Here is a 17,341-nt window from a genome sequence, read left to right on the forward strand (position 1 = left end):
GAATGACGCGAAGCGCCGCCCTACAGGAGACCCGCCGTCAGACGGTGCTGCTGCTCGTGCTGGCGTTCGCCTTCGTCGCAACCCAGCTGTTCAGCGACGGCCTGACGCGCGGCCCGACCGGCGTGGCGGCCCTGTGGCCGGGCACGGCCCTGCTGGCCGTGGGCCTGATGGCGCTGGGTCCGCCCCGGCGGATGATCCTGACCATCGTCGTCGGCGTGCTGCATTTCACCGTCTGCCTGGCCTTCGGCGACAGCCTGGCGCGGGCCCTGGTGTTCACCCTCATCGGCCTGGTCGAGGCCTGGGGCGCGCGCGAGGCCGTGCGCAGGGCGTTCGGCGGGCCGGCCAAGGTGCGGACCATGCGCCACCTGGCCCTGCTGGCGACGGTGCTGGCGCCGGTGGTGGCCGTGACCGCCGCCATCGCCGCCGCCCTGCTGGCCCTGCTGGACGGCGCGCCGTTCATGGCCCTGTGGCGCGACTGGTTCGTCAGCGGCGCCCTGGGCATGGCCCTGATCGTGCCGGCCGTGCTGGTGCTGATCGACTCCGAGCACAAGCGCACCTTCCACCGCTCGATCGGCGAGCGGCTGGGGCTGTTCCTGCTGATGGCGGCCCTGACGGCGGCGGTGTTCCACGACACCCGCGCGCCCCTGCCCTTCGTGCTGTTCCCGGCCGCGATCCTGTGCGCCTTCCGGCTGGGGCCGCGCGGGGCGGCGGAAGCCGCGCTGACCATCGCCGTGGTCTCGCTGCCGCTGGGGGTGTGGAACATCTGGCTGGGCCAGCTGCTGGCGCCGTGGAATCCGGCCCAGATGACCCGGCTGATCCAGTGCTTCGTCACCGTGGTGTTCGTCACCGCCCTGGCCGCGGGCCTGGCTCTGGCCCAGCAGGAGCGGCTGCGGCGCCTGCTGGTGCGGCGCGAGCAGCTGACCCGCTCGGCCCGCGCAAGGGCCCTGGCCGCCGCCGAGGCCAAGACCGAGTTCCTGGCCACCATGAGCCACGAGATCCGCACGCCGCTGAACTCGATCCTCGGCTTCGCCCAGCTGCTGGCCAGCCGCCAGGACCTGCCGGCCGACGCCCATCGCCAGGTGGGCATGATCGACACCGCGGGCGCGGCCCTGCTGACCGTGGTCAGCGACATCCTCGACGTCTCGCGCGTCGACTCCGGCCAGGTCGAGCTGATGATGCAGCCGGCCTCGGCCGAGGCGGTGCTGCACGACGCGGTCGGCATCGTGCGGCCCGAGGCGGAGGCCAAGCACCTGGCCATCGAGATCGACGTCGTCGACCCGGTCGGCGGGCTGCACGACCTGGACGCCCTTCGGCTGCGCCAAGTGCTGCTGAACCTGCTCAACAACGCCGTGAAGTTCACCGAGCGCGGCAAGATCGTCGCCCGGCTGATCGTCGATCCCGGCGAGGTCGAGGACCGCCTGCGCTTCGAGATCATCGACACCGGGGTGGGCGTGCCGATCGAGGACCAGGCGCGGCTGTTCCAGCGCTTCGTCCAGCTCGACAGCGGCGCCACCCGCGCCTATGGCGGCGCGGGCCTGGGGCTGGCGATCAGCAAGTCGCTGGTCGAGCTGATGGGCGGGCGGATCGGGGCCGACAGCGCGCCGGGGCATGGCTCGTGCTTCTGGCTGGAGCTGCCGGCCGCCGAGGCCGAGCCCCTGGCCGCGCCGGTCCGCGAGGCCGCCCGCGATCCCAAGGCCGCCCGCATCCTGCTGGTCGACGACCACCCGATGAACCGCGAGATCGGGGTAGGACTGCTGCGGCTGGCCGGATGCCACGTCGAGACCGCCGAGAACGGCCGCCAGGCCCTGGCGGCGGCCGCCCGCGGCCATTTCGACATCATACTGATGGACATCCACATGCCCGAGATGGACGGCCTGGCCGCCACCCGGGCGATCCGCGGCCTGGAGGGCGCGGCCGGCCGCGTGCCGATCATCGCCATGAGCGCCGACGCCCTGCCCCAGCAGGTGGAACGCTGCTTCGCCGCCGGCATGGTCGACCACATCGCCAAGCCCGTGCAGCGCGAGGTGCTGTACGCCAAGGTCGGCCGCTGGTTGGAGGCCTGAGACCGGACGACGGCTGCAACCCAAAAATTATTACTCCGACTTTTCACAGCTAAAAGTTCGCGCCCGGGTTGCGAAGCGTGACCATTTCTGCTCAGCCTGAGCGGGTATCGGGCGCGTCACGCGCCCAATTGGCGTGTGGGGTTTTCATGTACATCGGTCTGAAGCAGGCGGCTCGGCTGAGCGCTCTGCTATGTGCGTCCAGCTGCCTTTCGGGCGTCGCCTTTGCTCAGACAAGTTTCCCGGCCGCCCCGCTGCCGCCGATCCGCACCGAGATCGACGAACGCGGCGTGGACCTGATGAGCGGCACGTTCAACCTGTCGGAGACCCTGCTCTCGATCGGCCAGCCCGAAGCCGGCGGCCTTGCGCTGACGCGCAAGGGCGGCGTTCTGAGCAACGGCTACATCGGCCAGGTACTGCCGGGCGGCAATGGCGTCCGGATCTTCGCCGGTTCCAACGCCGAGACCTTCACCCTGGCCAACGGCGTCTACACGTCGGACCAGGGCACGGGCTCGACCCTGACCCTGGCCAACGGCGTCTATACCTACACCCTGCCCAACGGTCTGGAGATCCGGTACCTGACGTCGATGGCGCACAACATCACCGGCACGCCGACCCTGGCCCTGATGTCGACCATCACCATGCCGGACGGCAACGTGGAGACGATCCACTATCGCGCAGTCAGGACCGTGGTGGGCACCGGCCCTGGAGGGCCCGCCTTCCCGCTGATGTACCGCATCCAGTCGGTGACCAGCAGCGGCGGCTACCAGCTGAAGTACACCTACGGCTTCAACGGCGGCTCGGAGAGCCAGATCGTCTCGGCCCTGGACGCCGGCGCCTGGCGCACGCCGATCGGCTACACCGCGATCAACAACGCCGTCGACTACTGCGCGCCGACCGCCGACGCCTGCAACTTCACCCAGACCTGGCCCAGCGTGACGATCTCGGGCGGCACGGTCACCGACGCCCTGGGCCGCGCGACCACCTACGACCTGAAGACCGCCGCCAACCAGACCTCGACGATCACCGCGCCGTCCGGCGCGGTGACCACGATCGTCAACGACGCCAGCGGCCGCGTCAAAACCTGGTCGAACGGCGTCAGCACCTGGACCTACGGCTACAGCGACCTCAACAACACCAGCAACATCCTGCGCACGACCACCGTCACCAGCCCCACCGGCGAGACTCGGACGGTGGTCTCGGGCCTGGCCACGGTGACCGTGATATCGGACATGAACAACGCCTTCACGGGCATGGCGTACCAGTACGACACCAAGGGGCGGCGGATCAGGGCGACGGCGTCGGAAAGCGACGCGGTGACCTACGAGTACGACGCGCGCGGCAACGTCACCCTGATGACCTTCATCCCCAAGCCCAATTCGGGCCTGGCGTCATCGAGCGTGAGCGCCGGCTACGACGCCAACTGCACCAACCTGAAGATCTGCAACAAGCCGCTCTGGACCAAGGACACGCTGGGCGGCCAGACCGACTACACCTATGATCCGACCCACGGCGGCGTGCTGACGGTGACGGCGCCGGCCGGCGCCAACGGCGTGCGGCCCCAGACGCGCTACACCTACGCCCAGACCCCGACCTATGCGAAGGACGCTTCGGGCGCGACGGTGCAGGTGGGCTCGGTCTGGACCCTGAGCGGCGCCTCGATCTGCGCCACCGGCTCCAGTTGCACCGGCACGGCGGACGAGATCAGGACCACGGTTGGCCGCACCGCCGCGGCCAACCTGCTGCCGACCTCCGTCACCTCGGCGGCCGGCGACGGCTCGCTCAGCGCGACCACGACCTTCAGCTACGACAATGTCGGCAACCCGCTGACCATCGACGGCCCGCTGGCCGGCGCCGACACCACCCGCTACCTCTATGACGCGCTCCGCCGCGAAGTCGGGGTGATCGGCCCCGATCCGGACGGCTCGGGCCCGCTCCTGCACCGCGCGCAACGCTTCGGCTATGACGTCGACGGTCGGCTGACGCGCGTCGAAGTCGGCGCGGCGACCGGCCAGACCGACGCCGCCCTGGCCTCCATGACCGTGCTGCAGCAGCGCGACACCGCCTATGACACCATCGGCCGCCCGATCCGCGAGACTACCTCGGCGGCCGGGACGACCCATGGCCTGACGCAGTACGCCTACGATGCGGCCAACCGCCTGACCTGCTCCACCGTGCGGATGAATCCGACCGCCTTCGGCGCGCCCCCGACCTCGGCCTGCACGCCGGGCGCCGAAGGCGCCGACGGCCCCGATCGCATCAGCCGCAACGTCTATGACACGGCTGGCCGCCTGGTGGAGCAGTGGTCCGGTTCGGAGACCGGCGCGACCGTCCGCGACGCCAAGTACACCTATACGGTCAACGGCCGGATCAGCCAGATCATCGACGCCAAGGACAACAAGACCCAGCTGGCCTATGACGGCTTCGACCGACCGGCCTTCACCTACTTCCCTGTGGCGACGGTCGGCGCTCTGGCCCACAACACGGCCGATTACGAACAGCGCACCTACGACGCCGCCGGCCGGCTGGTGACGCAGCGCCTGCGCGCCGGACAGGTCGTTGGCTATGCCTACGACGCCAACGGCAATCTGCTGACGAAGGACCTGCCCTCCACCTGGGCCGACACCAGCTATGCCTACGACAACCTGGGCCGCCTGACCTCGGCGTCGTTCCCGGGCTACACGGTGGGCATGACCTACGACGCGCTCGGCCGCATCACCGGTCAGTCGGCGCCGCAGGGCGCGATGAGCTACCAGTACGACCTGGCCGGCAACCGCACGCGGGTGACCTGGCCCGACGGCTTCTGGGTCGGCTACGAGTACTACACGACCGGCGAGATGCTGGTGGCCCGCGAGCAGGGCGCCGTCACGGGACCCGGCGTGCTGGCCACCTACTTCTATGACGATCTTGGCCGGCGCTCCTCGCTGTGGCGCGGCAACGGCGTGTCGACCACCTACGGCTATGACGGCGCTTCGCGCCTGACCAGCATGAACCATGACCTGGCCGGGACGACGCAGGACCAGGCCTACACCTGGACCTACAACGCCGCCGGCCAGGTCGTCTCGCGCTCGGCCAGCAACGACGCCTATCGCTATGTCGGCGGCGCCGCCGGAACCAAGGCCTACGCCAGCAACGGCCTCAACCAGTACACGACGGTCGGGGGCCTTGGCCTCAGCTACGATCTCCGGGGCAACCTGCAGTCGGACGGCGCGACCACCTTCGGGCACAATCCCGAAAACCTGCTGGTAAACACCAACTCCGGCGCGGCGCTCTCCTATGATCCGGCGGGCCGCCTCTACCACGCCGCCTCGCCCGCCCTCGGCGCTACCCAGTTCCTCTATGACGGACTGAACCTGTCGGCCGAATACAACACCTCGGGCGGCATGCTGCGCCGCTACATTCCCGGCCCGGCCATGGACGAACCGCTGGCCTGGTATGAAGGCGCCGGCACGGGCGCCCGCAACTGGTACGCCGCCGACGAGCGCGGCTCGATCGTCGCCGTCATCAACGGCGGGGGCTCCGCGGCGGGCATCAACACCTATGACGAGTACGGCGCGCCGGCCGCCACCAACATGGGCCGCTACCAGTACACTGGCCAGACCTGGCTGCCGGAGGTCGGCGCCTACAACTACAAGGCCCGGATCTACTCGCCGGTGCTGGGCCGCTTCATGCAGACCGATCCGGCCGGCTATCAGGACGGGATCAACTGGCAGGCCTACGCCGGCAACGACCCGATCAACGCGATCGACCCGATGGGCCTGGCCTTCTTCAGGGTCTGCGCGCCTTACTCCGCAGCCGGCATCGGCGTTTCCGGGGGATACTGCAAGACCTTCTACGAACCGACCGAAGGCGGCGTCGGCGGCTCGAGAGGTGAAGGCGGCTCGGGCGGATCCGCCACGTCCCAGCCCAAGCCCAAGTGCCCGATGATCTCGGTCAACGCGATCAAGAACGAAATGCCTGACAAGGGCATCGGCCAGCAGATCGGCGACGGCATCTCGAGCTACGCCAACGGCGTGGGCGACGCCGTGCTCGGGGTGTCCGCACTGGCCGGCCTGATGGGCCGCGACAAGCAGCAGCAGGCCGTGAACGCGCACCAGGCGATGTATGACGCGGGCAAGGCCGCCATGGGACACCCAAGACAGATCGGGCCGATCGCGAGCGCCTGGGCGATGAAGTACCCCTTCCAAGCCGGCGCCCGGGCCGGGACGGGCCTGGCGATCTCGGCCCTCGCTACACCCAAAGTCGGCGGGCCGCTGACCTTGGCGGCCATGTATGGCAACGCCTATAGTGCGGCCAACCAGCACCCGACGGCGATCGTCGTCGCGGGCATCGTCGGAAATAGCTGTAAAGAGTGATCGAGGTTGAAATTCCGCTTTTCTACGAGGGTGACCTGCCCGTCATGCGGCGTCGACGGGCAGACTTTCAGCGCCAGCCAATGCCTCACGCGTACCTGCTCGATCAGTTGCATCGGTTGTAAGAAGACCATCACATCCAAGCTTTCGCTCGTCGAATACCTGGCGCTGGTCGTCTACATTCATGTCCTGACGATCGCCCTGGGCGCGACGCTCCTGTTTTCGCTCCTGAGCGGGAACTGGTTCGTCGCGGCGGCGGCCGCGGCGCTGTTCTTCTTCCTGGTGATACCCCCAGCCCAGATCTGGCACGCAAATCGGGCCAGATAGGACTGAGCGAAGCGTCGGGCGGCAAGTAGGAACGCGTCCTTGACCAAAGGGAACACCGCCGCGGGCGACAAAGGGCCATCGCTCTGGAGATGGGCGGCCTTTCTCGCCTTCTTCGCAGGCGTGAACCTCTTCCTCGCCTGGATCGTCACCGACAGGTTTTCGCTGACGACGCGACAGCAGGTCATCTGGGCAGGCGCCTTCCTGGCGGCCCTGGCCGCCGGGCAGGTCGCCCTCCTGGTCGGCTGGTGGCGGGGCGGCGGCGCGCGACGGATCAGGGCCCGTCGCGGAAAACATGAGCCGCGCGGGCCGACCCGATAGGCGGCGGCGCGCGCGGCCTCGCTGCGCGCGCCGCGCGCTATTTCAGGCTTATCCACAACCTGGACGGTGACGCCGGGTTGCCAAGCTTCACCGCTTCATAACAGCCTGGACGCGAGGGGCGCGCGTAATGCGTCGTCTGGTGTCTTGGGGCTCACATGCGTCTTGGTTTGAAGCGGCTCGCGCGCCTGAGCGCGCTGCTGTGTGCGTCCAGCTGCCTTTCGGGCATGGCCTATGCCCAGACCGCGCCCATCCCGCCGGAGAACTACGAGGTCGACGCCCGCGGCGTCGACGTGCTGTCGGGGCGTCCTTTCGTTCCGGGGCCTTCGATCAGCATCGGCGATCCGTCGGCGGGCGGCCTGTCCTATCGTCGCGACCTGGTGATGGCCGGCTGGCGCGACAGCTTCCTGGGCAGCATCAATTTCACCTTCACCGGGACGACCTACCTGGTCAGCCTCGGCAGCACCACGAAGGTGTTCACTCGCTCGGGCTCGACCTTCACGCCCGCCCAGGCCGACGGATCGAGCCTGACCGCCACCGGGACCGCGCCGTACTTCACGCAGTTCGTCTACACCTCGCCCGACGGCGTCGTCGCCCGGTTCTGGCTGAACGATCTCCAGGAGATCACCTATCCGAACGGCGTGAAGCTCAACTACAACTACGCCCAGTCCGAGCAATGCGATTGGGGGGGCGTCATCGGCGAACTCGACGAGCCTTGCCCCAACCGCAGCCCGATCTCACGCCTGCAGTCGATCACGTCCAACGCCGGCTACCAGTTGCACCTCGACTACATGAGCGAAGAGCCCCTGGTCGATCCGCTGGGCTGGGTCGAGGTCGCCAAGGTCACCGCCTTCAACATGACGACGGACTACTGCTCGCCCTGGGCGGCGTCCTGCGCCTTCTCCCAGAACTGGCCCAGCCTGACCTACAGCCAGACGGTCGGCCAGGCGAGCGTGACCGACCAGGCCAGCCGCACCTTCGTCTACGGCTATGACACCAACGACGGCGGCATGCTGCGCATCCGCCTGCCCGGCAGCGCCGCCGACGACCGCACCTTCACCTACGCCAACGGCAAGATCTCCAGCGTCACCGACGCCACCGGGACCTGGAACTACGCTTATGTCGACGGCGGCTCGACGCTCACGACGACGGTGACGGGGCCGCTGTCGCACCTCGACACCTACGTCTCCGACAAGACCAAGCTGCGCCTGACCTCGGTCAACGACAGCCTCAACCGCACCCGCAGCTACGAGTACGACAGCTACGGCCGGGCCACGAAGCTCACCAATCCCGAGGGCGACTACGCCAGCCTGGTCTATGACGTTCGCGGCAACGTCCTCTCGACGACCCATGTGGCCAAGCCTGGATCGGGCCTGGCCGATATCGTCACCTCGGCGACCTATCCCGTGTCGTGCGCCAGTCCGGTGACCTGCAACCAGCCGACCTCGACGACCGACGCCCTGGGCAAGGTCACCGACTACGCCTACGACGCCACCCATGGCGGCCTGCTGAGCGTCACCGCGCCCGCGCCCACGGCCGGCGCGGCCCGTCCGGAAGTGCGCTACGGCTACGCCCCGCAGTACGCCTGGTACAAGAACGCCAGCGGCGCCATCGCCCAGGCCCCGACGCCGATCTACAAGCCGACCAGCCAGTCGACCTGCGTCACCGGCGCCTCGTGCGCCGGAACGGCCAGCGAGATCAAGACGACCTACGCCTATGGCGCGGCGGGAACGGCCAACAACCTGCTGCCGACGACGATCGGCTCGGGCGCCGGCGACGGGACCCTGTGGGCCTCGACCACCCTGACCTACAATCCGGTGGGCGGCGTGCTGACGGTGGACGGCCCCCTGGCCGGATCCAGCGACACCACGCGCTATCGCTATGACTCGGCCTGGCGCCCGATCGGCGCGGTCGGACCCGACCCCGACGGCGGCGGCGCGCTGAAGCACCGCGCCGTCCGCTACACCTACGACGCCGCCGGCCGCCGCACCACCGTCGACATCGGCGTCGTCAACAGCCAGTCCGACGCCGACTGGGCCGCCATGGGCGTCTTCCAGCAGGATTTGTCCAAGTACGACGCCGCCGGCCGCGTCACGCATCGGGCCCTTCGCTCGAACGCCACGCTTCAGCGCGTCAGCCAGTACAGCTACGACGCCGTCGGCCGCATGAACTGTTCGGTCGTGCGGATGAACCCGGCGACATTCGGAAGCTGGCCGGACTTCGCGGGGCTGCCCGCCTCGGCCTGCACGCTCGGGGCCGAAGGCGCCGACGGTCCCGACCGCATCACCTACAACGTCTATGACAGCGCCGACCGTCTGACCGAAACCTATGCCGGCTGGGCCACGAACACGCCGGTGCGCGAGGCCCGCTACGAGTATACGCCCAACGGCCTCCTGTATTGGGTCGCCGACGCCAAGAACAACCTAACCCAACTTCAATACGACGGCTTCGACCGTCTCTATCGCGTCTATTTCCCCAAGGCCGCGGTGGGACAGATGAGCGCCAACGGCGACGACTTGGAGCAGTACGCCTACGACGCCGCGGGCCGGATGACCAAGCGCCGCCTGCGCGACAGCCAGGAGATCGACTACGCTTATGACGCCAACGGCAACCTGACGAGCCAGACCCGCCCCGGCGGCTGGCCTGGCCGCAGCTACGCCTACGACAACCTGGGCCGCGCCACCTCGATCTCGTATCCTGGCTACACCATCGGCCTGACCTATGACGCCCTAGGGCGAACCACGGCCCAGTCGGCGCCGCAGGGGACGATGAGCTACCAGTACGACCTGGCCGGCAACCGCACGCGAGTGACCTGGCCCGACGGCTTCTGGGTGGGCTACGAATACCACACCACCGGCGAGATGCTGGTGGCCCGCGAGCAGGGCGCCTATACGGGGCCCGGCGTCCTGGCCACCTATGCCTATGACGATCTGGGGCGGCGGACCGCCCTGTGGCGCGGCAACGGCGCGGCCACCACCTACGGCTACGACGCCGCCTCGCGCCTGACCACCATGGCCCACGACCTGGCCGGAACCGCCCAGGACCAGACCTACACTTACAGCTACAACGCCGCCGGCCAGATCACCGCGCGCACGGCCACCAACGACGCCTATCGCTACATCGGCGGCGCTTCGTCGACCAAGACCTACGCCAGCAACGGCCTCAACCAGTACACCACGGTCGGCGGGGTGGCCCACAGCTACGACGCCAACGGCAACCTGCAGTCGGACGGCGTGACCACCTTCGGTCACGATCCCGACAACCAGCTGTGGGCCACCTCGACCGGCGCCAACCTTTCGCGCGACCCGGCCGGGCGGATCTTCCGCGCCCAGGGCCCCGGCGGCGGGGCGGCGACCGACTTCCTCTACGACGGCATGAACCTGTCGGCGGAGTACAACGGCTCGGGCGGCATGCTGCGCCGCTACATCCCCGGCCCGGGCATGGACGAGCCGCTGGCCTGGTACGAAGGCGCCGGCACGGCCAACCGCAACTGGTACGCGGCCGACGAGCGCGGCTCGGTCGTCGCCGTCAGCAACGGCGTGGGTACGGCCGTGGGCATCAACACCTATGACGAATACGGCGTGCCGGCCGCGGGCAACCTCGGCCGTTACCAGTACACCGGCCAGACCTGGCTGCCGGAAGCAGGTGTCTACAACTACAAGGCCCGCACCTATTCGCCGTCGCTCGGCCGGTTCATGCAGACCGATCCGATCGGGTATGGCGATGGGATCAACTGGCAGGCCTATGTGGGAAACGATCCGATTAATGGAATTGATCCCTTAGGGCTTGCCGGAGAAAAGAAGGAAAAGCCAACCGAGGTGTCCGACGTTATCGTCAGGGCTATTGTGGCGGCCTATGGCTTCAGGGCATCGTTCGGGGCTGGCGCGGGAACACCCTTAAGCGGCGTAACTGTCGTTGCCGCAAAGAAACATCTTCTAACTCGACTAATGCTGGATAAGTGGCCTCACTTTTACGCAGTATTCACCCCAATCTGCATCGGATCTGAATGCTCAGCCGAAGAGGTATTTGATTGCATTAAAAAGCATCCAGCACCAGGTGCTACAGGACGCCCAGTTACGAATGGAAGCATTACTAATGTAAACGTGGCGAACATCGTCAAGGGTGACGTCATGCATTTCGCTTACGCACCGAGCCTATCGGTAGCAAACGTAACACTATCCAATCACACACTTCACTCCGGAAGCGTAATCAACTCTGTAAGAACCGTTGATGTTTTCGGCAATAAAGTAACCGGCGTCCTCACAATCGGCACCGGCGATGGAAAAATGACATATTTTAATGGGGCTGGCGCAGCGCCTCTATGGGGCCTAAATTCCGCAAAGATCGCAAAATGCTACTACGACGAACAAATTAGCAATGATTAGACCTTTCATACATGTAGCGATCCCAATTGCTCTAATAATTTTTATGTACATTACGACCGCGATAGCCGTTATTTTTTCCAAAATGTCCTTGATGAATCTTCTGTACATTTCGCCGATTTCGATAGCTGTAATATTTTTGCTGAGCCACCTCAAGGATAGAGAGAATAAAGCCGTAGCATTTTTGGGAGCGGGACTATTCACCATGTCTGCACTTTCGTTTGGATTGCTGACCGTCGGATCCGGCGGTATTTGACCCCCGCCCTTCCCCCTCCCTGCGCGCGCGGCTAACCTCCGCGCCGCAACACTGGGGGAGCCTTCCATGACCGTCTCGCGCCGCGCCGTGACCGCCGCGGGCCTCGCCGCCGCCGTCGCCTCGATGGCCTCCGCCTGTTCGCCCGGCAAGAAGGACGCCGCCCCCGGCCTCACCAAGCTGAAGCTGGCCACCGACTGGCGGGGCCAGGCCGAGCTGGGCGGCTACTACCAGGCGGTGGCGACGGGCGAGTTCGCCAGGCGCGGGCTGGACGTCTCGATCGTCCAGGGCGGCCCCGGGGTGAACGTGCCCCAGCTTTTGGCCACCGGGGCGGTGGATATCGGCGTCGGCTCCAACAGCTTCATCGTGCTGAACCTCGCCAAGGAAGGCGTGCCGGTCAAAGCCGTCGCCGCCTACATGGACAAGGACCCGCAGGTGCTGATCGCCCACCCCGGCCAAGGCGTGAACAGCATCGCCGACATGAAGGGCAGGCCGATCCTGCTGTCGGACGCCTCGGTGACGGCCTTCTGGATCTGGCTGAAGGCCAAGCACGGCTTCACCGACGCCCAGGTGCGCAAGTACAACTACTCGGTCGCCCCGTTCCTGGCCGACAAGAGCCTGATCCAGCAGGGCTATGCGACGTCCGAGCCCTATCTGATCGAGAAGGCGGGCGGGGAGACGCCGGCGGTGTTCCTGCTGGCCGACGACGGCTATCCGGCCTATGCCAGCTTCGCCCTGGTGACCGACAGGATGATCCAGGAAAAGCCCGCCCAGGTGCAGGCGATCAGCGACGCCATCGCCGCCGGCTGGAAGAGCTATCTCTACGGCGATGCGAAGCCCGGCGACGCGGCCATCCTCAAGGACAACCCCGAAATGACCCAGGACCTGCTCGACCAGGCCCGGGACAAGATGCGGTCCTACGGCATCGTGCCCAAGGACGGCATCGGCGCCATGACCGACAAGCGCTGGGCCGAGTTCTTCCAGGTGGCCGCCGACCAGGGCGTCTATCCCAAGACCATGGACTACAAGCAGGCCTACAGCCTGGCGTTTCTGCCGAAGTGAGATCCTTCTCCTCCCCCCGCCTGCGGGGGAGGGGGACCCCGAAGGGGTGGAGGGGGCGACCGCCGCACATGCGCTCACCAGTCCTGACGCTGAAACGGGCCCGCCGCCTGCGCCGCGAGATGACCCTGCCCGAGACCATGCTCTGGCAGCGGCTGCGACGCCGCGGCGAGGACCCGCCCCTCCGTCGCCAGCACCCCGTCGGCGTCTATATCCTCGACTTCTACTGCTCGGCCGCGCGATTGGCGGTGGAGATCGACGGCGCGGGGCATGACACGGCCGATCAGGCGAGGCATGACGCGCGCAGGGACGCATGGCTCGCGTCGCAAGGGATCGAGATCATGCGCATCGCCGCCGGCGACTTTCTGCGGGATCCGGACGAGGTGGCGCTGGGCGTGTGGACCCTCGCCGCCGAGCGCATGGGCGGGATCCGGGCTGTGTCTGAGCGGCGGTCGCCCCCTCCACCGGCTTCGCCGGTCCCCCTCCCCCGTTGCACGGGGGAGGAGAATTGATGATCGCGTCCCTTTCCGCCATCGAGGTCGACTATCCGCGCGGTCGCGCCCTTGGCCCCATCGACCTGACGCTGGCCGCCGGCGAGGTGGTGGCGCTGGTGGGGCCGTCGGGGTGCGGCAAGTCGACGGCGCTGCGGCTGCTGGCCGGGCTGGAGCAGCCGACGCGCGGAACCGTCACCCGGGCGGCGGGCAAGGGCGAGACCTCGGTGGTGTTCCAGGCCCCGACCCTGGCGCCGTGGATGAACGCCACGGCCAATGTCGCCCTGCCGCTGGAGCTGGCGGGCATGCCGGCCGGCCAGGCCCGGGCCAGGGCGCGCGAGGCCCTGGCCCAGGTCGGCCTCGACGGGGCGCAGGACGCCCGCCCCGCCCAGCTTTCGGGCGGCATGGCCATGCGGGCCTCGCTGGCCAGGGCCCTCGTCACCGATCCTCGCCTGCTGCTGCTGGACGAGCCGTTCGCGGCCCTGGACGAGATCACCCGCCGCGCCCTGGCCGACGACGTGCTGGCCCTGTGCGCGGCGCTGTCGCCGGCCGTGGTGTTCGTCACCCACAATGTCGAGGAAGCCGTCTACATGGCCGGCCGCGTGGTGGTGCTGACGCCGGGCCCGGGGCTCGTCGCGGGCGAGGTCGCGGTCGAAGGACCGCTGGTGCGGCCGGCCGGGTTCAGGACCACGGCCGCGTTCCGCCAGACGGTCGAGGCGGTTTCCGCGCTGTTGGAGGCCGGACGGTGACCCGCCGCCTCGCCCCCATCCTGTTCACAGCCTTCCTGCTGGCGGCCTGGGAAGGCGCCTGCCGCGCCCTGCACGTGCCTGCCTACCTGCTGCCCGCGCCGTCGGCGGTGGCCAGAGCGCTAGTCGAGGCCGGGCCGCTCTTGGCGCTCAGCGCCTGGGGCACGCTGTCGACGGCGCTGGCGGGCCTGGTGCTGGCGGCGCTGATCGCGCTGGCCCTGGCGTTCTGCGCGGCGCTGAAGCCCATCGTCGAGGTCGCCTTGCGTCCCGTCGCCGCGATCCTGCAGGTGACGCCGGTGATCGCCATCGCGCCGCTGGTGACCATCTGGGCCGGCATCGACCATCCGGGACGCGCGGTTACGGCGCTGGCCGCCGTCATCGCCTTCTTCCCGATATATTCAGGAGCCGTCGCCGGGCTGAAGGCCGCCGATCCGGACCTGTCGCGCCTTTTCGACCTCTACGGCGCCACGCCCTGGCAGCGGCTGTGGCGCCTGGCCCTGCCCTCGGCCCTGCCGTCGATCCTGGAGGGGCTGAAGGTGGCCGCGGGCCTGGCTTTGGTCGGCGCGGTGGCGGCCGAGTTCGTGGCCGGCTCGGGCTCGAGCCAGGGCCTGGCCTGGCGCATGCTGGAAAGCTTCAACCGCCTGCAGACGGCCCGGGGCTTTGCGGCCCTGGCGGTGCTGGCGGCCATGGGCGTGGCCCTGCACGCGGCCCTGGCGGCGGCCGAGGCGCGTCTGCTGGCGTGGTGGCGGGGGCGGTAAAAAATCCCTCTCTCATGGAGAGAGGGAGGGGCCCGCGCCGAAGGCGTGGGAGGGTGAGAGGGTACACCCTCTCAGGACAAGGCGCGGGAGGCCGGGCCAACCCATCCCCCAGCGGAACAGCCGGGGATTTGCCGGCAGACGGTGAAACCTCTCACCCTCCCGCCGCTTCGCGGCGGGCCCCTCCCTCTCTCAAAGAGAGAGGGGGAGAACGTCGCATCCTCGACTTTCCGCGTGGCGCCGTTAGGCGGGGATTAAGCCGCCTGGGCTAAGGGTTCGAGACTGGAGAAACTCCGTCCGGACCGGCATGCGCCTCGTTCTGCCCCTGCTGCTGCTCGCCAGCGTCGCCGTTCCGGCGCACGCCGACGACGTGCGCGAGAGCCGCTATGGCCCGCGCAGCCCGCGCGCCCAGGCCGCCGCCTCGGCCTATCGCGGGCCGATGCTGGGCTGGGCCGGCAAGGTGGAGGCGCCCGCAGCGCCCGCGCCGGCCGAGACCGCCGCCCGCTCGGTGGAGCGCCCCGCGCCGATGGCCGCCTGGGCCGGCTACGCCAACGCCCCCGCCCCGCCGCAGCCCCAGCAGCCGCGCTACGTTCCGCAGCCGGCGATGCAGTCCCAGGCCCCGCAAGGCGCGCTGCCGACCAGCCTCTACAGCCCGCCCGTGGCCGCCGCCCCGATCTCGCCCGTCGCGCCTCGCGTCTATCCGTCGTCGGAGCTTGCTGGCGGTCCCCCGGCGGTGCAGCCCCCGCAACCTCGCCCCGCTCCCGCGCCGGCCCAGGTCGCCGCGGCGCCCGCCTACGCCAATCCCCGCGCCGCCGAGGGCCTGGCCCCGCGCACCTATTCGGTGGGCCGGATGTTCGGCCTGACGCCGGACCAGATCGCCGCCCCGGGTCCGCCCAACACGGTGCTGATGGCGGTGGATCCCGCCGCCGTGGCCACCGCCCCGGCCGATGACGAGCCCCAGCACGGCTCGGCCGACTGGCTGGCCCAGGCCGCGCAGGAAGCCGGTCGCGACACCTCGACCTCGGCGTCGCGCAAGAAGAAGACCACCGCCCAGGAGAGCGATTTCTGATGCTGCAATCGCGGCTGCACGACCTGATCGCCCTCGCCGACGAGCCGTCCAGCGCCAAGCGGCGCGAACTGCTGCGCGGGGTGACGGACCTGTTCTTCACCGCCGACGACCACGGCGCGGTGGAGATGGGCCTGTTCGACCAGGTCATGGGCCAGCTGGCCGGCGAGATGGAGGAGGCCGTCCGTGTCGAACTGGCCGAGCGCCTGGGCCAGTCCCCGGCCCCGCCGCCGAGCCTGACCCGCAACCTCGCCGCCGACAGCATCGCCGTGGCTCGTCCGATCCTGTCGGGGGCGGCGCCGCTGTCGGATGCCGATCTGCTGCACGTGGCCCAGACGCAGGGCCAGGAGCACCTGCGGGCGATCTCCAGCCGGGCCCACGTGCCCAGCGCCGTCTCCGACGCCATCGTCGCCCGCGGCGACGACGACACCCTGGGCGTGCTGATCCGCAACGAGGGCGCAGAACTGTCGCGCGCCGCGCACGAGACTGTGGTCGATCGCGCCGCCGCCAACCCGGCGCTGCACGAGGCGGTGATCGACCGCCAGAGCCTGCCGATCGACCTGCTCAACGAGATGTACTTCGTGGCCGAGGCGCGGCTGCGCGACCGGATCATGGCCCGCAACGAGGCGCTGGACCCGGCGGTGCTGGAAGCGGCCCTGGCCGCGGGCCGCAACCGCCTGGCCGCCCGCGACGGCGCCCTGCCGGCCGACTACGACGCCGCCATGCACGAGCTTGGCCTGATCAAGGCGCGCGGCCGCATCACGCCCCAGGCCCTGGCCAGCATGCTGCGCGCCCGGCAGACGACGCTGTTCCTGTGCGCCCTGTCGGACATGGCCGACATCGACTTCCACACCGCCCGCAAGATCCTCGAGCGCAAGGAGCTCGACGGCCTGGCCGTGGTCTGCAAGGCGGCCGACTTCGACCGCGCCCTGTTCCTGACCTTCGCCCTGCTGATCCTGGATCCGTCCGACGAGGTGATGGGCAAGGCCAAGGCGTATGGCGAGCTCTATGCCGCCCTGCCCCGCGAGAGCGCCCTGCGCACCATCCGCTTCTGGCGCCTGCGCCGCACGACCGGCGCGGTGGCGGCGGCTTAACGGCCCGGTCGATGGCGGAGACGATCGACAGCTCCTTCGGCTCCTGAGCTGCCGCTGGTCTGGCATGCTGGCGTTCTTCGCCATGACCTGGGCCTTCGGATGGCTGATGGCGCGGGGGCGGGAAACGCACCGTCCGCTCCTTCGCTCCGGACTTCTTGCGGTGCTGCTGTTCGCCTACGCCCTGTGGGGCTGGCTGCAAGAACCGCTGTTCCTGGGTAGCCGCTTGCTGGCGGGCGCGGGACCGCTCGCCTGGCTTCTCATCCTGCGGTTCCTGCCTAAGGACGCGCCGCGCAACCTGTCTCGGCGGCGGTCGATGGCCTTTCGCCGGCTCTAGAGCGCGCTTGGATTTGATTGAATCGGGGATTCCGGGTTTGAGCGGATCGTGATTCAACATGGAGGCTGGTGCGGGAGGCCAGCCTGGATGGTTCGACCCTATTCGAT

At 68.8% G+C, this 17,341-nt stretch carries 12 protein-coding genes; all 12 read left to right on the top strand.

The window, feature by feature from the left end; genetic code table 11:
- Positions 1-2: 2 nt before the first annotated feature.
- The 12 genes from DDF67_RS10390 (at position 3) to DDF67_RS10445 (ending at position 17,234) form a co-directional block, all read left to right on the top strand.
- Positions 3-2,063: an ATP-binding protein gene (locus DDF67_RS10390; protein ID WP_109100827.1), complete on the top strand. Its 2,061-nt coding sequence runs from the start codon at positions 3-5 to the stop codon at positions 2,061-2,063.
- A gap of 146 nt (positions 2,064-2,209) precedes the next feature.
- Entirely contained in the window at positions 2,210-6,415 is a 4,206-nt protein-coding gene (locus tag DDF67_RS10395) for an RHS repeat domain-containing protein (RefSeq protein WP_109100828.1), read from the top strand.
- Between the two features lie 6 nt (positions 6,416-6,421).
- A complete protein-coding gene (locus DDF67_RS10400) occupies positions 6,422-6,739 on the top strand; it encodes a hypothetical protein (protein ID WP_109100829.1) in 318 nt (105 codons plus the stop codon).
- A gap of 39 nt (positions 6,740-6,778) precedes the next feature.
- Positions 6,779-7,057 carry a hypothetical protein gene (locus DDF67_RS10405; RefSeq protein ID WP_146198009.1) on the top strand — a complete coding sequence of 93 codons (279 nt, stop codon included), beginning with the start codon at positions 6,779-6,781 and terminating at the stop codon, positions 7,055-7,057.
- Between the two features lie 155 nt (positions 7,058-7,212).
- Positions 7,213-11,439, top strand: coding sequence for an RHS repeat domain-containing protein (locus DDF67_RS10410; protein ID WP_109100831.1), 4,227 nt, complete (start codon positions 7,213-7,215; stop codon positions 11,437-11,439).
- Between the two features lie 319 nt (positions 11,440-11,758).
- The gene (locus tag DDF67_RS10415; protein ID WP_109100832.1) at positions 11,759-12,751 is read left to right on the top strand and encodes an ABC transporter substrate-binding protein; all 993 of its coding nucleotides are present in this window, start codon (positions 11,759-11,761) and stop codon (positions 12,749-12,751) included.
- Between the two features lie 68 nt (positions 12,752-12,819).
- Positions 12,820-13,260, top strand: a complete 441-nt coding sequence (locus DDF67_RS10420; protein WP_109100833.1) for an endonuclease domain-containing protein — start codon at positions 12,820-12,822, stop codon at positions 13,258-13,260.
- On the top strand, positions 13,260-13,988 hold the full coding sequence (locus tag DDF67_RS10425; RefSeq protein ID WP_109100834.1) for an ABC transporter ATP-binding protein: 729 nt from the start codon (positions 13,260-13,262) through the stop codon (positions 13,986-13,988). The genes DDF67_RS10420 and DDF67_RS10425 overlap by 1 nt, the downstream gene beginning before the upstream one ends.
- Positions 13,985-14,743, top strand: a complete 759-nt coding sequence (locus DDF67_RS10430) for an ABC transporter permease (protein ID WP_109100835.1) — start codon at positions 13,985-13,987, stop codon at positions 14,741-14,743. Before DDF67_RS10425 ends, DDF67_RS10430 begins: the two co-directional genes overlap by 4 nt.
- A gap of 304 nt (positions 14,744-15,047) precedes the next feature.
- Positions 15,048-15,809, top strand: coding sequence for a hypothetical protein (locus DDF67_RS10435; RefSeq protein WP_109100836.1), 762 nt, complete (start codon positions 15,048-15,050; stop codon positions 15,807-15,809).
- On the top strand, positions 15,809-16,900 hold the full coding sequence (locus DDF67_RS10440) for a DUF2336 domain-containing protein (protein WP_109100837.1): 1,092 nt from the start codon (positions 15,809-15,811) through the stop codon (positions 16,898-16,900). Before DDF67_RS10435 ends, DDF67_RS10440 begins: the two co-directional genes overlap by 1 nt.
- Positions 16,901-16,964: 64 nt before the next feature.
- Positions 16,965-17,234, top strand: a complete 270-nt coding sequence (locus tag DDF67_RS10445; RefSeq protein WP_109100838.1) for a hypothetical protein — start codon at positions 16,965-16,967, stop codon at positions 17,232-17,234.
- The last annotated feature ends 107 nt before the right edge of the window (positions 17,235-17,341 follow it).

It is taken from the genome of Caulobacter endophyticus (genome assembly GCF_003116815.1).
Classification (GTDB): Bacteria; Pseudomonadota; Alphaproteobacteria; order Caulobacterales; family Caulobacteraceae; genus Caulobacter; species Caulobacter endophyticus.